This window comes from Frankia sp. AiPa1 (assembly GCF_023243075.1).
Classification (GTDB): Bacteria; Actinomycetota; Actinomycetes; order Frankiales; family Frankiaceae; genus Frankia.
Genome location: NZ_JALKFZ020000192.1, coordinates 1 through 16,846, shown reverse-complemented (window position 1 = coordinate 16,846; position 16,846 = coordinate 1). Strand labels below are relative to the sequence as shown.

The window sequence follows — 16,846 nt, the reverse complement described above, 5'->3', positions numbered from 1 at the left end:
CGCCCCGAACCTGGCACCAATCCTCCCCCGTCGGTGGCCCGTGTGCCTCAGGTGGTCTCGCGGAGCATCTCGGCGCGCAGGCGTGCCAGGGCCTCGTCGCGGGCCGGGTCGGTGATGATCCGGTAGGCACGTTGGCGGGCGGCTTCCTTGACCGCTTGCTGGAAGTCCGGGTTGTCGAAGTACAGCTTCATGAAGTCCTCGTTCTTCGAGGCGTTCTCCGCGACGATGTCATCGAGCCGGCCGTCGACGACCTGGCCGAAGCGCGCCTCGTCGTTCATCAGCGCGACCTGCTGCATCTGCGTGTTCTCGACCAGGCCGGCGACCTGCTGGTAGAACAGGATTTGGTCGGAGGTTCCCAGGTCCAGGCCGAAGCGCTTGTTGAGATCGCTGATGACGTCGGCGAGCCGGACCACCTCCGGTTCGACGTAGCCGCCGCCGTCGGCCGCATGGCCACGGACGATCTGTTCGCCGGACGGTGAAAGTGACACGTCGTGGTGGCCGGTGAAGTCGAGACGGTAGTGCGACAGATCGGCGTCGCCGATATCGACGGCTGTCGCGGCCCGGCCCGGCAGGCGGCGCAGCAGGATCCGGCCGTACTGGTAGAGCCGCTCGAGCGTCGCGTCGCCCCAGTCGATGACCTGGGCGAGCAGGCTGTAGGCCCGGCAGTATTTCTGCAGCGCGTCGCGGAACTCCTCCCGCTCCGCCACGGTCGCCAGCGCGGTGAACCGGTCGACCGCGGGGCCGAGCAGGCGGTGCAGCTCGGCGTGCAGCTTCTTCTCGGCGGCGCCCGGCATCCGGTCCGGGATGGCCGATCCGAGTACTCGCATGAACGCCTCCATCTCGGACACGTTCAGGACCTGGAAGTCCATCACCTCGTGCTGCTTGCGGTAGAGCAGGTTCGCGTCGGGCTGCTCGGTGAGCGTGCTCTCGAACCAGGGCTTGAACGAGTTCTGGATGTCCTCGGCCGCGTTGACGAAGTCGACGATCCGGACGTCGTCCTGGGACTTCAGCGGATGGGTCCGGTTCAGCCGGGAGAGGGTCTGAACAGCGGCGACGCCCGTGAGCGGCTTGTCGACGTACATCGCGCACAGCAGCGGCTGGTCGAAGCCGGTCTGGTACTTGTCCGCGACCACGAGGATCCGGTACTCCTCCTGGTTGCGCGCCGCCGCGTCGGAGTCGTCCGCCTTGGTGTAGGCGAACCGATCCGGTAGCCGAGACTCCGGGAAGCCGTTGATCTTTGACTCGGTGAACTCGTGGCCGCTCTCCTCGTCGGTCAGCGAACCGGAGAACGCGACCAGCGGGCGGCAGTTCGCGAGGCCCCTGTCGTCTACGTACCGGCGGATCGCCTGGTAGAGGTTGAGCGCCTTCTGCCGGCTGTCTGTGACGACCATCGCCTTCGCCCGGCCGCCGAGCCGACCGGTGATGTTCGCCTCGAAATCCTCGACGATCAGTTTCGCCTTCTGGGCCGCCGACTCCGGATGCGCCTCGACGAGCTGGACGAGCTTGCGCCGCGCCTTCTTCTTCTCGACCTCCGGGTTGGAGATCTCCGAGTCCTGCTGTTCGACGGCGGCACTGGAGAGGAGCCACATCGCGTCATAGGTCAGGTAGTTCGCGAGGACGTCGAGGATGTAGCCCTCCTCGATCGCCTGCTGCATCGAGTACACGTGGAACGGTGCGTACAGCGGCTCGCCGTCCTCGTCCAGGTGGTCCGGGTCAAGCGTGCCGAAGAGCTTCAGCGTCGCGGACGTCGGGGTGGCGGTGAAGGCGAAGTAGGACAGGTTCGGTTGCTTGCCGCGAACCCGGGTCAGGTAGGTCGCCTCGAGCTCGTCGGGCTCCCGTTCCGACTTCGAGCCGATCGCCTGCTTGAGCTTCGCGGCCTGCTCCCCGGTCTGCGAGGTGTGCGCCTCGTCGATGACCACCGCATAGCGCTTCGAGCCCAGGCCCTTGCCCGCGACCTTGTCGAGGATGAACGGGTACTTCTCCAGCGTCGAGATGATGATCTGCGACGTCGAGTCCGACAGGGCGGCCGCGAGCTGACCCGAATCCACCTCGATCTTCTTGACGACTCCCGGGGTGTGGTCGAACTGGTAGATCGTGTCCTGGAGCTGCTGGTCGAGCACGAGCCGGTCAGTGATGACGACGATCTTGTCGAAAACCTTCCGGTTGTTCGCGTCGAACAGGGTCGACAGGCGGTGCGCCAGCCAGGCGATCGTGTTCGACTTTCCGGAGCCGGCCGAGTGCTGCACCAGATAGTTCTGGCCGGCGCCGTGCTCCCTGGCGTGGCGGACCATCGTCTGGACGGCGTGCCACTGGTGGTAGCGGGGGAAGATCCGACCCAGCTCGTGAACTCGCCGCTTCGAGCCCTTCTTCTGCTCCTTCGTGTCGACGTGCACGAATCGCTGCAGCATCTCCAACCAGTTGTGCCGGTTCCAGATCTCCTCCCACAGGTAGGAGACACGGTAGGAACCCTCCGGGGCCGGCGGATTGCCAGCGGCCCCCGACTCACCTGGCCCGTTCGTGCCCAGGTTGAACGGCAGGAACCGGGTGTCGGGACCGGTCAGCCGGGTCGCGACGAACGCCTTGTCCGGGTCGACGGCGAAGTGCACCAGGGCACGCTTCGCGAAGAACAGCTCCTTTGGGTCCCGCCTGCGGTACTGCGCGACCGCGTCCTCGGCCGACTGCCCGGTCATCCCGTTCTTCAGCTCGATGGACGCCACCGGCAGCCCGTTCACGAACAACGCCAGGTCGACGGACTCCTGCGGATTCCTCGCGCTGAAACGAAGCTGCCGGGCGACGGTCAGGACGTTCGCGTCGTACTCCTGCAGCGCGTCGACCGCGAGCGTGTGCCCAGGCCGGAAGTAGGCGAGCTCGATCTGCACACCCCGGTCCCGCACCCCCTGCCGTAGGACGTCCAGCACCCCACGCTCGTCGATCTGCGCCGCCACCCGCTGGCAGAACTGCCCATGCGCAAGCTCCTTGGAGCCGTAAAGCTCAACAAGCCGATCCCAGCTCTTCTGCTGCGTGGCCCCGATGAACCGAACCAGCTCAGCGGTATCCAGCCCAAGCTCGGCATCAAACCCGAGCGTAGGCTGCCCCGCCTCCCACCCACGGCCAAGCAGCTCCCACTCAACCCGATCCTCAAACGCGTGCTCCCCGTACACCCCCGGCGTCATGCGACTCCCTCCAAACCCCGCGCGGCCGTGACATCAATCTGCCCAGTAACAGCAGCTGTAATCAGTGCTTGACGACGTTCCGCGAGAGCGCCTATTTGCTTTAGAAGCCGCACGTCCAACTCGACCACTGCCCTTAGCCGACCATCAATACGCTTGACAAGCTCACGTTGCGTCAGGAGATCCGGCAATGGTACGCGGAAATCGCGAATCTTACTGCTGCTGGTTGATGCGAGATTCGTCGTCTTGTTGCCAGTGCTTTCGAAGTACTGTCGCGCTCGCGATGTTCGCGTAAACAACGCCAAATACTCGGGCTCTATTGCACGAAGGTCCGGCCGCACGGCGAAGACGTGATTCTGGTGTAGGCACTCTGGTATCTCTCCGTGCCAAACGGTTCCCCGACCGAGCTTGTCGAGGTCGCCACCCTCGGTCATCAGAACGTCCCCGATCCGCAGGCGCGAGGCGGCCGCAGTCTTTCGCGGCACCGTGATCTCGGCAACGTCACCAAGATCGACACGGCCGACCTGAACATTCGCGACGCGCAAGTACGGCAATGTGACGGCGTCGTCGTCGTTTCGACGTCCGCTGTCAACTGTCACTCCGGTCTGGACAAAAGCCATGTACCCAAGGCGGATGGCCGGGATTGAATTTAGACGATCAATAGAGTCGTCGATCAGGCTCCGAGTCAGCTCGTCAAGCAGTTCCCGCTGCCGGAGCCTCTGCGTCACCAGCCGGTCGATGCGGGCGGTCTCAGCGTCAAGGAAATCTGCGATTCGGCGCTGCTCGTTGAGGTCCGGTAGGTCAACTATCCAGTTTCTAAGGAGATCATCTGGGACCCGCTTCTGGCCCGCAACCCCATACATCTCCGCAGCGCCAGACTTCAGGAACTCGCGACCGTAGAAGATGTACAGAAGGAAGCGTGGGTCGATGTCCGGTCCAGGCCGCACAACATGAATTTCTGTAGTGCCCGCCCCTACCTGACCAGGGATATCGGGCACGAGAATCGAACGACTCGCCTCAAACGTTGGCGTAATCTTCGGGACGAGGACATCCCCCGACTCGAAACGAGTATAGCCCGTAACAACAACCGCCTTCTTCTTAACTTGACTGAGGTCGAGCATGCCCCCAGGCCAGAGATTCTCCATCGGAAGGAACGTCAGGTCAGCATCCCCAGATAGACGATCAAACTTTGGACTAGCTGGATTGACCCTAGCGACGTGACGAAGACGTGTTTTCACGCGGTCACCTCGCCGAGGAGCTTCTGGATCTGGGCTTCCAGGTCCTTGAGTTCGGCGTCTATCTCGGCGAGGGGCCTGGGGGGTGTGTAGACGTAGAAGTGGCGAGTGAAGGGGATCTCGTAGCCGACTTTCGTCTTGTCCTCGTCGATCCAGGCGTCGGGGACGTGCGGGGTGACCTCGCGGGCGAAGTAGGAGTGGATGTCCTCGTCGAGTGGGACGTTCTCGAAGTCGCGGAGGTCCGGGTCGGGGATCGGCTCGCCCTTGTGGAGCTGGACCTCGCCCGCCGGGTCGGAGACGGCGACGGCATTCCAGAACGCCTTCAGGTGCGCGGCGGTGCCGGGCAGGCTCGCACCCCCGGCCATCGCCGCAGCCAGCATCCCGGCCGTGGCCTCATCCTTCGTCCACCAGACCGAGCCGATCGCGTCGTGCAGGGCATCGACCAGCTTCTGCCGGCCGTCCCACTTGGCGAGCGCCTTCGCCTCGGTGAGGGCAGCCAAGGTGTCCTCTGTGATCTCGAAGCGCTGCTTGAGCGGCCGCTCGACGGTGATGCGGTGGTAGCCGAAGTCCCGTGTCCCGAAGATTTTCACCTTGCCGTGATCCGGGTGCGCCGGATCGCCGGCAACCTCCAGCGCCCGCTCATACAGCTTCGTGATGTGCTTGATCTGCGCCTCGGAGATGAGTTTACGTTTGTCGCCGAGGGACTTGCGCATCTTCTCCCACTGGTCACGGGCGTCGAGCAGGATCACCTTGCCGGCGAGCTTCGCGGGCTTCCGGTTCGAGAGGATCCAGAAGTAGGTGGAGATCCCGGTGTTGTAGAAGAGCTGGTCGGGCAGAGCGACGATGCCTTCGAGCCAGTCGTTCTCCAGGATCCAGCGCCGGATGTTCGACTCGCCGGACTCGGCAGCACCAGTGAACAGCGGTGAGCCGTTGAATACGATCGCAAGCCGGGCTCCCTTGCCCTCAGCCCGCTCCATCTTCGAAATCATGTTCTGCAGGAAGAGGAACGACCCGTCGTTGATGCGCGGCAGGCCAGCGCCGAAGCGGCCCGCGTAGCCGAGCTCGGCCTCCCGGTCGATGTCGTCCTTGACCTTCTTCCATTCCACCCCGAACGGCGGGTTGGCGAGCATGTAGTCGAACCGGCGCCCGGCGAAAAGATCTTGACTGAACGAGTTACCGAGCTTGACGGCGCTATCCTGGCCGCGCAGCAGCATCTCCGCCTGGCAGATCGCCCACGACTCGGGGTTGAGCTCCTGGCCGTAGAGGAAGACCTGCGCGTCGGAGTTGAGCGACTTCAGGTGATCCTCGGCGGTGGTCAGCATGCCGCCGGTCCCGCAGGCGGGGTCATAGACGTTGATCACCTGTCCAGGTCCGGCGACGACGTCCTCGTCGGGGGCGACCAGCAGGTTGACCATGAGCTTGATGACTTCACGGGGCGTGAAGTGCTCACCGGCGGTCTCGTTCGAGTCTTCCGCGAACTTGCGGATCAGGTGCTCGAACACGTAGCCCATGTCGTGGGGCTCGAGCTTGTCGAGATCGCGCATCTTCGCGAATTCCCCGACCACGAGGTAGAGCAGCTTCGCACTCGCCAGCCGGCCGATCGTCTCGTCGAACCGGAAGCGCTCCAACACCTCGCGGACGTTCGGCGAGAAGCCGTTGACATAGTCCCGCAGGTTCTTCGCGACCACCGACTGGTTCGTCGCATCGGAGGCGATCGTGTCGAAGTCCTGCTTGGAGGTGTTGTAAAACGGCCGGCCGGCCGCGATTTCCAGCAGCCGCTGCTTGTTCGTAAGGGTCAGCGACGCATCCCTGTCCCGGACCGTCTGCCGGGTGTCGCCCATGACCGCGTCAAGACGTCTCATGAGCGCGAACGGGAGGATCACGCCGCCGTACTCGTGGCGCCGGTAGTCACCGCGCAGCAGGTCGGCCACCGCCCAGATGTCGGCGGCCATCTTCGAATGGCTGGGCCCCGGGGAAGTCACAGGTTCTCCTTGTGCGTCGGCGTCATCGGGGGAAGCCGGTCGGGGGTCAGGGTTCCGGCGGTCAGCCCGTGCAGGGTCTGGTCAATCACGGTGGTGCCAAGCCTGGCGAGCGTCGTCAATGCCGTGCGCAGTTCGGACAGTCGCCGGAATTCGGCGCCGTAGTGGCGCTGCTCGGCGATCGAGAGCCGTGGGATCCGGCAGCGCCGCAGGTCCTCGCGGCCGAGCACGCCGATTGTCCTCGGGATCGGCACAGCCTCGACTTCGGGTCGTAGGAACGTCGCCACGAAGTCGGGGTCGAGCCGGGCCAGGTCCGGCTCGATGATGTGGGTCGTCATCGAATCGGTCCGTTCCTCGCCGGTCGCCGCGATGACGCCCGGAGTACGTGGCCAGACGAGGACGTCGCCGGCGTGCGGCGTCGTGCCCCGCGGCCTGATTTTCAGAGCGCCCACGCGTTCGAGCTCCGCGAGCGTCACGTAGGCGAAGTCGCCGCCTGCGCGGGCAGCCGCATAGTGCGGCAGTCCGGCGCCGAGCCGGGCGTGGACCGCTTCAAGCTGCCTCGTGACCAGCGCGATGTCGTCGGCACCGGCCTGCGCCTCGGTGGTCACGTACCGGGAGGGCAGGACGTTGGCCTCGCCGTCCTGGAGCAGCCGGGCCCGGCTCACCGCGCGGGTCGGTGCGGGGCCGGGTCGCACCCGCCCCGCGCCACCTGGCATGGCCAGGCCGAACAGCTGCCGCCACTCACCGAACTGTTGCGGTACCGCCGCCAGGTCGACAGCGGCGGAGAAATCGACCAGGACGACCGGCTCGTCCTCCTCGTCGCCGCGCGGGCGGCGCAGCACCCAGAGACAGGTCTCGCCGGCCATGGCGCTCATCTCGGCCGGTAGCGCGATCACGGCGCGCAGCGCGCCCTTGCCGATCATCAGGTTCCGAATCGCCTGCCCTGACAGCGAGACACAGGCACGCGGCGAAACGGCGACGACGGCGGTGCCACGCGGGCGCAGGTGGGCGTAGCAGTGCTGCACCCAGGCCAGATCGCCGTCGCGGGGCGCCGGGCGGCCGAACTCCCAGCGGCGGTCCGTCGCCAGCTCGTCGGCGGGCCAGCCCGGCCGGTCGAACGGTGGCTCGCACACCACCGCCGCCGCCTTGCCGAGCAGCTCGGTGAACCGGTTGCCACGCAGCGAGTCGCCGAGGCGGACGTCGTACGGGCCGGCGAGCGGATGGCCACGCAGACCGAGCGCGGCGCTGCGTGTCAGCCGCTCGTCGATGTCCTGGCCGAACAGGCGAACCCCGTTTTCGAACCTGTCCGCCGCCGCCAGCAGGAGGGTGCCGTCGCCGCAGGCCGGGTCGAACACGACCGGCAGGTCGTCCGCGGTGGCGAACAGATCGTCGTCCCCCGCGCCGGCGGCGACCGTCGGTGGCAGCAGCGAGACGAGGACTCGGGCCAGCCGCTGCTCGGCCACGACGTTCCGCCTGGCCCGCTCGACGGGCTCGTCACGGGTCGCCCAGCCACCGGTCGGGCCGTCCAGAGCCTGCGTTCCGGTCTCCGTGCGACCCGCCCGCGCGAGCTGCCCCGCGCGGCCGGAGCGTTCCAGCCAGTCCGCGACAGCGACCCAGCGAAACGTCGGGTTGGTCCCGTTGCCGCCGACGGGCCCGGGGAAGTCGTCGTAACGCCGGCGCCAGTTCGACACGGCGGCACGGCCGACGCCGATCCGCCGCGCGATGGCGGCGGCCGTCAGCTCTTCCTGCCCGTCGATCTCCACATGCCGGACCATACAGGCCTGATCGCCCCCCAGGCAAGCCGTGTGAACAGTTTTGGTTCTCGTACACAAATTGACTGTTCACACTTGACGAACGGTCCGGCATGGACCTAAGCTGCTGAACTGTCGCGGATCAGTCGCGATGCGCACATACCATATCTATTCAGTGTCACCTTCCGGACACGGAGGCGACCTTCCGCTCGGCCCTAGGCCAGTTCCACCCTCGGCGCCGGCGTCATTCCTCGCCATGCGTCCTCCCCCAGTCTCCGATACGCCTCGCGCCGCCCCTCAGGCGGCCTGGGCATCCCGGCGCCGGCCGCGTGTTCACAGCGCTGTCCGGCCACCGCCGGCTGACCGCCGGCCGGGCTCACCCGCGCCCGTCCGGTCGGACGACAGCGACAGCGCCTGCCGCTCGTGAACGACCCCGACATCGCGAACACTCACTCGACATCCCGGAGGCAATGATGACCGAGACAGATCTGTCCGAGCCGGGCGCGTCGGCGCCGCAGGTCATGGCGACGCCGATCGCTGAGCTGGCGGCGATCCGGCTGGAGGCGGCGACGTTGCCCGACGCGGCGCGGGCCGCGCTGCGGGAGGCGTTCGGTGCGGTGGAGACCCCGGCGGCCAGCGCGCTCGGGCACATCCACCTGGAGTCGATCACCGTCACCGGGTACCGCGGCATCGGCGCTTCCACCAAGCTGGCACTGCCCACCGGCCCGGGCGTGACACTGGTGATGGGGCGCAACGGCTCCGGGAAGTCGAGCCTGGCCGAGGCTGCCGAGACCGCCTTCCTCGGCACGAACACCCGCTGGAATCGCCAGGAAGACGCCCGCCGTGGCACCTGGCGCAACCAGCATGACCTCATCCGTCGGCCCCGGATCGAGGTGGCTCTCACGGTCGGCGGCGGCCGGGCGACGCTGACCCGCACCTGGCCAGGTGACGACTTCACGGACTCCGAAGGCGTGTTCGCGCGCCGTGGGCACCCAGCCGTGCCCGCCGAGCAGGCCGGCTGGGCGCGGGCCGCGGACGAGTACCGGCCGTTTCTCTCCTACGCGGACCTCGGCTATCTGATCGATGACAAGGCGGTCCGGCAGTATGACGTCGTCGACAAGATCCTCGGTCTCAGCTACCTGACCGCCGTCGACAGCCGACTCAAGGACGAGCAGAGCCAGCATGCGGCAGCGGTCAAGGACGTCGGCAAGGGGCTGACATCGCTCACCGCCGCGCTCGAGGACCTGCTCCGTGACCTGCCCGAGGAGACGCGCGCCCGTGCCGCGCTGGACGCTCTGGGAACGAACACTCCGGGAAAGAGGAGGTCCAGCCCCGACTTCGCGGCGCTTGACCGGATGTTGGCGGACCCACCCTTGGTCGAGGACGGTGACCTCGCCGAACTGCGCCAGCTCGCCGACCTTCAGGGCCCCGACCTCGACCAGGTCGACAGGGCGGTGCAGCGGCTACGCGAGGCCCTCGCCGCCGCGGTGGCCGTCACGGGCACCAACGCCGAGGACGCCTCGCTGCGCGCCGACCTGCTCTTGCGGGCACTCGACTACCGCGAGCGGCACTCCGACGTCGAGACGTGCCCGGTCTGCGGCACCGAGCAGATCCTCGACGAGGACTGGGCACGGCAGGCGGAGGCACAGGCCACCGTGCTACGTGACGAGGGGCAGGCGGTCAAGAAGGCGGACGACGCGCTGCGGGCGGCCGAGACCGGACTGAAGACGCTCATCGTCGCGCCGCCCGCGATACCACCCGCGCTCGCCGCGGTGCGGCAGGCATGGCAGATATGGCAGGCATGCGAATCGCGCACGGACCTGGCCACGCTGGCCGACGAGGCCCCCGGCATAGCGCGGACGCTGGCCGACGCCTGTGCCAGCGCCCGCGCACGAGCCCGGGCTGTGCTGGCCGGACGCGACGATCGGTGGCGTCCTCTGTTCGCCAACCTGCAGATCTGGACCGACCAGGCCCGCGCCGTGGACGCGGCCAAGGCACGCCGCGGCGGCGTGAAAAAGGCCCGCTCCTGGCTCGACTCGCTCATCCAGGACCTGCGCCGGGAGCGGCTCACCACCTTCGAGGCCCAGGCGCAGGAGATCTGGGCGGCACTACGGCACGAGAGCAACGTCAACCTCAATAAGGTCGGCCTGGCCGGCAAGGAGACCTCGACCCTGCGCCAGCTCATCCTCGACGTCTCCGTCGACGACGCCAACGCCTCGGCGCTCGCCGTGATGAGCCAGGGCGAACTGCACTCGCTCGCGCTGGCGCTGTTCCTGCCGAGGGCTCGCACCGCCGACAGCCCGTTCGGCTTCCTCCTCATCGACGACCCGGTGCAGTCCATGGACCCCGCCAAGGTCAACGGGCTCGCCCAGGTTCTCTCTGATCTGGGCAAGCAGCGGCAGATCGTCGTTTTCACCCATGACACCCGCCTCCAGCGGGCGTTCACCAGCCAGGACCTGCACGTCACGATCCGTCGGGTCGAGCGCGGGACGGCGTCGAAGGTCGAGATCGAGAACGCGCTCGACCCCGTCAAGCAGGCGCTCAAGGAGGCCCGAGGCTTCGCGCACGCCGTCAGCAGCAAGAACAAGAACCTGCCGGCGGCGGCACGGGCCCACGTCCTGCCCAGCCTCGGCCGAATCGCGCTGGAGAACGCCTTCACCGAGGCCGCCTGGATCCGCTACCACAAGGCCGGCGGAGCCGAACCCATCTTCGACGAGGCCCTCTCCGAGGCGGAGAAGTTCACCAAGCTCGCGGCCCTCGCCCTCTTCGGCGATGCCAAGAGGTCCGGCGATGTCTACGGCGAGATCAGGAACCGCTGCGGCGACTGGGCGGTCAAGGTCGTCCAGGACTGCCAGAAGGGCAACCACCCCGGCGGCGCCACGATCGACGACCCGGTCCGTTTCGTCGACCTCGTTGAGAGCATCGCCAACACGGTTCGCCGGCCAAGCACCGCCACCAACTGACCCGCTCGTCCACCGCCCATCCCTGTCTCCGCGCCGACCGGGAAGAACCCGACTCCACCTGGAGAAACCAGTGAGCACGCCACCTGCCGGCACGACCGGCGCCACGATCAACGAACTGCTCCAGACCGCCGATCTGCTGGTCGCCGGCCGCATCCAGGTGACGCCCACCGCCCGCCACCGCGGCGCGGCGGTCGTCCTGCGCACCGCCCTGGAGATCGCCGTCGACGCGGCGCTCGCCGCCGCCGAGCCGGGCCGGTCCATCCCGACCATGACCGCCAAGCTCCACTGCCTGCGCCACTACAGCACCCCCGCCACCGCCGGACGGGCCCGCCGCGCCTGGTCGCATCTCTGCGTCGCCTGCCATTACCACCAGTACGAAATCGGCCCCACCAGGTCGCAGGTCCAGGCCTGGCACGCCGAAGTCTCCTCCCTGGCCACGCAACTCGGCCATCCCGTCAACCGAGGAGCCCCCACAAACGTCACATGATCACAGCACCCCGCGAACCCGCCACCACCCAGCCGGCACCACAAAAAAAGGGGGGTCAGGCCCTGCCGGCACCACAAAAAAGGGGAGGTCTAGGCCCTGCCGGCACCACAGGAGGGGGGTGGAGAGCCTGCGTCGCGAGGCGCCGCCGCGTCACAGGCGGGGGTCGACGGGCTCTGACTCCAGGGCGAGGATGGCGAACACGCATTCGTGGACGCGCCACAGGGGCTCGCCCGCCACCGCTCGTTCCAGTGCCTCCAGGCCGAGGGCGTACTCGCGGAACGCCAGCGACCGCTTGCGTCCCAGGCCGCGGGAACGCAGCCGGTCCAGGTGCTCGGGCTGGGTGTAGTCGGGGCCGTAGACGATCCGCAGGTACTCGCGGCCCCGGACCTTCACCCCGGGCTGCACCAGCCCGCGTTCACCTCGGGCCAGACCAGCCGCGGGTTTGACGACCATGCCCTCGCCGCCGGCGGCGGTCAGGTCCTCCCACCAGCGAACACCGGCGGCGATCGAGTCCGGGTCGCCCGCCCGCACCAGGATGTGCCGGGTCGGTGCCACCAGGTCCGGGTCGGCGGCGGCGAGCCGGTCGGCGATCGCGAGGTGCCAGCGGTGATCCCGGTCGACGTAGGTGGTTCCGGCCGCGCGACCGGTGGCGAGGAGCATGAACGGGGCGATCCGCACGCCGGTCAGGCCGTCGGTCGGCCAGCAGTAGTGCCGGTAGGCGGCGGTGAACGCCTCGGCGTTGTCGCGCCGCGCCTGGGTGCGTCCGAGCAGGTCGGCGACGTCGATGCCGCGGCCGGCGGCGGCGGTCAGCGCGTCGAGGGCGGCCGGCAGTGCGGTGCGGGCCGCGGCGCCCGCGGCGGCGTACTGGCGGGTGATGAGCTCGCCGGCCTTGGCGCTCCACGGCATGATCTCGGCGTCGAGGACCAACCAGTCGGCGGCCAGCTCGTCCCACAGACCAGCGTCCTCGACGGCGGCGCGCAGCCGGGCGAGCATCCGCTCAGCCAACGACCGACCTGCAAACGGCTCACCGGCCGGCGGCTGACCTGCCAACGGCTGAGCGGCCGACGGCTGAGCGGTCGACGGCGCGGGCGCGGGGAAGAACGGCCGGCCCGTGCGGGTGTGGACGACACCGGTCGACCCGTCGGTCGCGCCGAAGCGGGCGGCGGCGACATCCGCGTTCCGGCACAGTACGACGACGGCCCGCGAGCCCATGTGCTTCTCCTCGCAGACCAGCTCGTCGACGCCGTCCGCGCGGTACGCGGCGAACGCCTCGCCGGGATGTTCCAGCAGCCCCGGCAGCGTGGTCGTCGGCGGCGGGCTCATCGTCGGCGGCAGGTAGACGAGCCAGCGCGGGTCGAGCGCGAACCGGCTCATCACCTCCAGCGCCGCCAACGCGTTCTCCTCCCGGACCTGAATTCGCCCGCCATGACGGGTCTCGATGAACCGCCGACCCAGCACATCCGAGATGTCCAGCAGATCGGCGCCCGCAGGACCGGGGCGCCGCGCGCGCACCTGACCGTCCCGAGCAAGGGACGGCTGCGACCCGAGAGAAAGCTCCGACCCGGGAGCAAGTTGCGACCCGAGGGGAAGCTGCGACCCGAGGGACGGCCCCGGCTCGGGCGCCGCAGGCCCGAGCGGTGGAAACGCCGCAAGCAACGCCTCGGCCGAGGAGGGGTCGGCCGACTGCCCCGCGGGCTCCGCGGACGGCGCGGACGGCGCGGGCCCCGCAGGCGGCGCGGGCTCCGGGGCTACCAGCCCGTCGGCCGGCTGCGGCTCGGCCAGGGGACGGGCCGGTTCGACGTAGACGCGGGCCGCCGGGACGGCGACCAGCTCACGCTCCGGGTAGCGCAGGGCGCTCAGGCTGCCGCCGAACACGCAGCCGGTGTCCACGCACAGGGTGTTGTTGACCCATTCCGGCTCGGGGCTGGGTGTGTGGCCGTAGACCACGGTCGCCCGGCCGCGGTACTCGCGCGCCCACGGGTGACGCACGGGCAGGCCGTACTCGTCCGTCTCGCCGGTGGTGTCGCCGTAGAGCGCGAACGAGCGCACCCGGGCCGAGGCGCGGCCGTGGTAGGCCTCCTTCAGCCCGGCGTGCGCGACGACGAGACGTCCCGCGTCGAACACGTAGTGGGACACCAGGTCCTGGCAGAACGTCGTCACCTGCGCCTGGAACGCGGCGGGTTCGGCGCCGAGCTGCTCCAGGGACGCGGCCAGCCCGTGGCTGACCGTCACCTTCTTGCCCTGCAGGGCGCGGACCAGCTTGTTCTCGTGGTTGCCGCAGACGACATGACCGCTGCCCTCGGCCACCATGCCCATCGCCAGGCGCAGCACGCCGGGGACGTCCGGACCGCGGTCGACGAGGTCCCCGACGAACACGGCGCGCCGTCCGGCCGGGTGCCGCGCCGATGTCGGCCGGCCGGCCTCGTCGCGGCTCAGGTCGTAGCCGAGCCGGGTGAGCAGCAGCTCCAGCTCGTCCCGGCAGCCGTGGACGTCGCCGATGATGTCGAACGGGCCGGTCTCGTGGCGCAGGTCGGTGAACAGCTTCGTGTACTCGACGCTCGCCGCGGCCACCTCGTCCACCGAGCGCAGGACATGGACCCGGCGGAAGCCCTCCCGGGCCAGGCCGCGCAGACCACGGCGCAGGTCGCCGGCCTGACGGCGGATGACCCCCGGTCCGAACGGCCGGTCCGGCCGCTCGGCGTTGCGCGCCACGCAGACCTTCTCGGGCACGTCGAGGACGATCGCCACCGGCAGCACGTCGTGCTCCCGGGCAAGGGCGACCAGCGACGCGCGGGCCTTCGCCTGGACGTTCGTCGCGTCGACGACGGTGAGCCGGCCGGCCGCGAGCCGCTTACCGGCGATGTAGTGCAGCACGTCGAAGGCGTCCGGGGTGGCGCCCTGGTCGTTCTCGTCATCGGCGACGAGCCCGCGGCAGAAGTCCGAGCTCAGCACCTGGGTCGGTGCGAAGTGGGTGCGCGCGAACGTCGACTTCCCGGAGCCGGACACCCCCACGAGCACCACCAGGCACATCTCGGGAATCGCCAGCACCCGCGGACCGACGTCGGACGCGCTGGTGGGGTCGGTCATCGTCGTCGTCATCCTGTCCGTTCGAGGATCGCGAGCTGGGTGGGGGCGCCAAGGTCCGGATCGGCGTCCCCGACGCCGCCGACGCGGGCGGTGTACGGGTAGGTCTCGGTGAGACCGCGCACCCAGGCGGCGAACTCGGCGCGGGTCCACTCGAACCGGTGGTCCCGGTGGCGCAGCGCCCCGGGCGCCAGGCCCGCATAGCGAACGTTGAACTCGACGTTCGGCGTGGTGACCACGAGGACGCGGGGCCGCGCCGCGCCGAGCACGGCCTCGGCCAGCGCCGGCAGCCGCGGCGGGTCGAGATGTTCGACGACCTCGCTGAGCACCGCCGCGTCCAGGCCGGCGAGGCGCGCGTCGGTGTAGGTCAGCGACGAGGCCACCAGCCGCAGGCGGTCCCGGACCCGCTCGGGCATCCGGTCGAGCCGCAGCCGGCGGGCGGTGAGCTCGAGTGCCCGGTGCGACACATCGACCGCGATCACCTCGGTGAAGGACACGTCGGCGAGCAGCTCGGCGACCAGTTTCCCGTCACCGCAGCCCAGGTCGGCGACGCGCCGCGCCCCCGCCGCCCGCAGCACGCCGAGCACGGCCTCACGGCGCGACTGCGCCAGCGACGGCGGCTTCGGCTCCGAGACGCTCGCGCTGGCTGGCGTGCTCGCGCTGGCCAAGGTGGCCGCAGTGGCCAAGGTGGCCGCAGTGGGCGCGGTGGACGCAGTGGGCGCGGTGGACGAGATGGGCGAGGTGGCGGGGGCGGCGCCGGGCTCAGCCGGGTCTGGTGCGGAGTCGGCCGAGACGAGGCCGGGCTCGAAGCCGGTGGTGATGGCGTCCTCGGGCACGTCGTCGACGGTGGCGAGGCGGGCCAGGGCGGAGCTGGCGAGGCCGCGCCGGTGGGCGAGGTAACGCCGGGCGATGAGGTCGCGTTCGGGATGTTCCCCGAGCCAGCGGGCGCCCTCCCGGACGAGCTTGTCGGCCTCGTCCGGTCCGACGTAGTAGTGCTTGCCGTCGTCGAGGACGGGCAGCAGCACGTAGATCTGGGTGAGCGCGTCGGCGAGGCGCACGGTGCCGGTGAGCGTGACGTCATGGTGGGATGCGATGCCCCACTCGGGGAACCGCGGGTCCAGCGGGGTGGGCACGGCCTCGACCGTCCAGCCCAGCGGCGCGAACAACCGTCGGGCGAGCTCGCCACCGCCACCCCGGCACGGCAGCGCGGGAATGCGGATCTCCAGCGGGATGGCACGGGCGGCAAGGTCCGGTCGGGCCTTGCAGACGCCGGCCATCGCCGTGGAGAACACCCCGGCGAGGGCGACCGCGAGCAGGCTCGACGCCGCGTACGGCCGGTCATCCACGTAGTGCGCCTCGACGCCCGCCGTCGCCGCACCGGCGCCCGCACCCAGGCCACCCGACCTGCCACCGGCACGTCCCGCGCTGCCAGGCCGGCCGCGCACGAGGCTGACCGGGTCGATGTCGAGCAGCAGGGCGGCGGTGGTGCGCTCCTCGGTGGCCTGCGGGTAGAAGACATGCGCCGGACCGGCCGCCGTGGTGAACCGCTGCGCCCGGTCGGGATGCTTGTGCAGCAGGAAGCCCAGGTCGGTGGCGGGCCGTACGGTCGTCGACACGGTCAGCAGCACACCGGCATTCTGCCAAGCGATGGACATCCCGGGCCAACGACTTTCCCACTCCGCCTGCCGGGCCCGCTGTTCCTGCCGCCTGGCCCGCTGGTCAGGGGGTGGGGGGTGACTGGTCCAGGGGTGGGAGGGGGCCCCAGGTCTCGGCCGGCAGCCGCACGAGTTCGCCCCGGCGGAGCACCTGCCAGCCGAGCCACCGCCACGCCTCGCGCGTCGCCCCGAGCAGCCGCCCGTCGGCGGCGGACCAGACCGCGAGTTCTCCCTCGGCAAGCTGCTCCAGGCGCCACCCGACCGGATCACCGCTGACGGCATCCCACACCCGCACCGACCCGTCGTCGCCGCCGGTCAGCACCCGCGACCCCTCCGGACTCCACCCCACCGCCCGCACCGCACCGGTGTGGCCGGTGAGTGCGAGCAGTTCCCGACCAGACCCCACATCCCACACCCGCGCCGACCCGTCGCCGTCGCCGGTCAGCACCCGCGACCCCTCCGGACTCCACCCCACCGCCCACACCCAGCCGGAGTGGCCGGTGAGCGCGAGCAGTTCCCGAC

9 protein-coding genes are annotated in these 16,846 nt (G+C 69.5%); 2 read left to right on the top strand and 7 right to left on the bottom strand.

Annotated features, from left to right (window positions below):
• Positions 1-47: 47 nt before the first annotated feature.
• The 4 genes from MXD95_RS26895 to MXD95_RS26880 all read right to left on the bottom strand — a co-directional run bounded on the left by MXD95_RS26895 (position 48) and on the right by MXD95_RS26880 (position 8,159).
• Positions 48-3,173 carry a type I restriction endonuclease subunit R gene (locus MXD95_RS26895; RefSeq protein ID WP_250643537.1) on the bottom strand — a complete coding sequence of 1,042 codons (3,126 nt, stop codon included), beginning with the start codon at positions 3,171-3,173 and terminating at the stop codon, positions 48-50.
• A complete protein-coding gene (locus MXD95_RS26890) occupies positions 3,170-4,315 on the bottom strand; it encodes a restriction endonuclease subunit S (protein ID WP_250643536.1) in 1,146 nt (381 codons plus the stop codon). The genes MXD95_RS26895 and MXD95_RS26890 overlap by 4 nt, the downstream gene beginning before the upstream one ends.
• Positions 4,316-4,404: 89 nt before the next feature.
• Entirely contained in the window at positions 4,405-6,387 is a 1,983-nt protein-coding gene (locus MXD95_RS26885; RefSeq protein WP_250643535.1) for a type I restriction-modification system subunit M, read from the bottom strand.
• The gene (locus MXD95_RS26880; RefSeq protein WP_250643534.1) at positions 6,384-8,159 is read right to left on the bottom strand and encodes an HsdM family class I SAM-dependent methyltransferase; all 1,776 of its coding nucleotides are present in this window, start codon (positions 8,157-8,159) and stop codon (positions 6,384-6,386) included. The genes MXD95_RS26885 and MXD95_RS26880 overlap by 4 nt, the downstream gene beginning before the upstream one ends.
• A gap of 449 nt (positions 8,160-8,608) precedes the next feature.
• Here MXD95_RS26880 and MXD95_RS26875 point away from each other — a divergent pair, with 449 nt between their 5' ends.
• Together MXD95_RS26875 and MXD95_RS26870 are read left to right on the top strand one after the other, a co-directional pair.
• Positions 8,609-11,098, top strand: a complete 2,490-nt coding sequence (locus MXD95_RS26875; protein ID WP_250643533.1) for an AAA family ATPase — start codon at positions 8,609-8,611, stop codon at positions 11,096-11,098.
• Positions 11,099-11,168: 70 nt separating this feature from the next.
• Positions 11,169-11,585 carry a hypothetical protein gene (locus tag MXD95_RS26870; protein WP_250643532.1) on the top strand — a complete coding sequence of 139 codons (417 nt, stop codon included), beginning with the start codon at positions 11,169-11,171 and terminating at the stop codon, positions 11,583-11,585.
• Between the two features lie 150 nt (positions 11,586-11,735).
• Here MXD95_RS26870 and MXD95_RS26865 read toward each other — a convergent pair whose 3' ends face one another.
• The 3 genes from MXD95_RS26865 to MXD95_RS26855 all read right to left on the bottom strand — a co-directional run.
• The gene (locus MXD95_RS26865) at positions 11,736-14,672 is read right to left on the bottom strand and encodes a polynucleotide kinase-phosphatase (RefSeq protein ID WP_250643531.1); all 2,937 of its coding nucleotides are present in this window, start codon (positions 14,670-14,672) and stop codon (positions 11,736-11,738) included.
• Between the two features lie 8 nt (positions 14,673-14,680).
• Complete coding sequence (locus MXD95_RS26860) at positions 14,681-16,297, bottom strand: 3' terminal RNA ribose 2'-O-methyltransferase Hen1 (RefSeq protein WP_250643530.1); 1,617 nt, start codon at positions 16,295-16,297, stop codon at positions 14,681-14,683.
• Between the two features lie 91 nt (positions 16,298-16,388).
• Positions 16,389-16,846 (bottom strand): WD40 repeat domain-containing protein (locus tag MXD95_RS26855; RefSeq protein ID WP_374122158.1); only part of this gene is annotated, 458 nt, incomplete at its 5' end.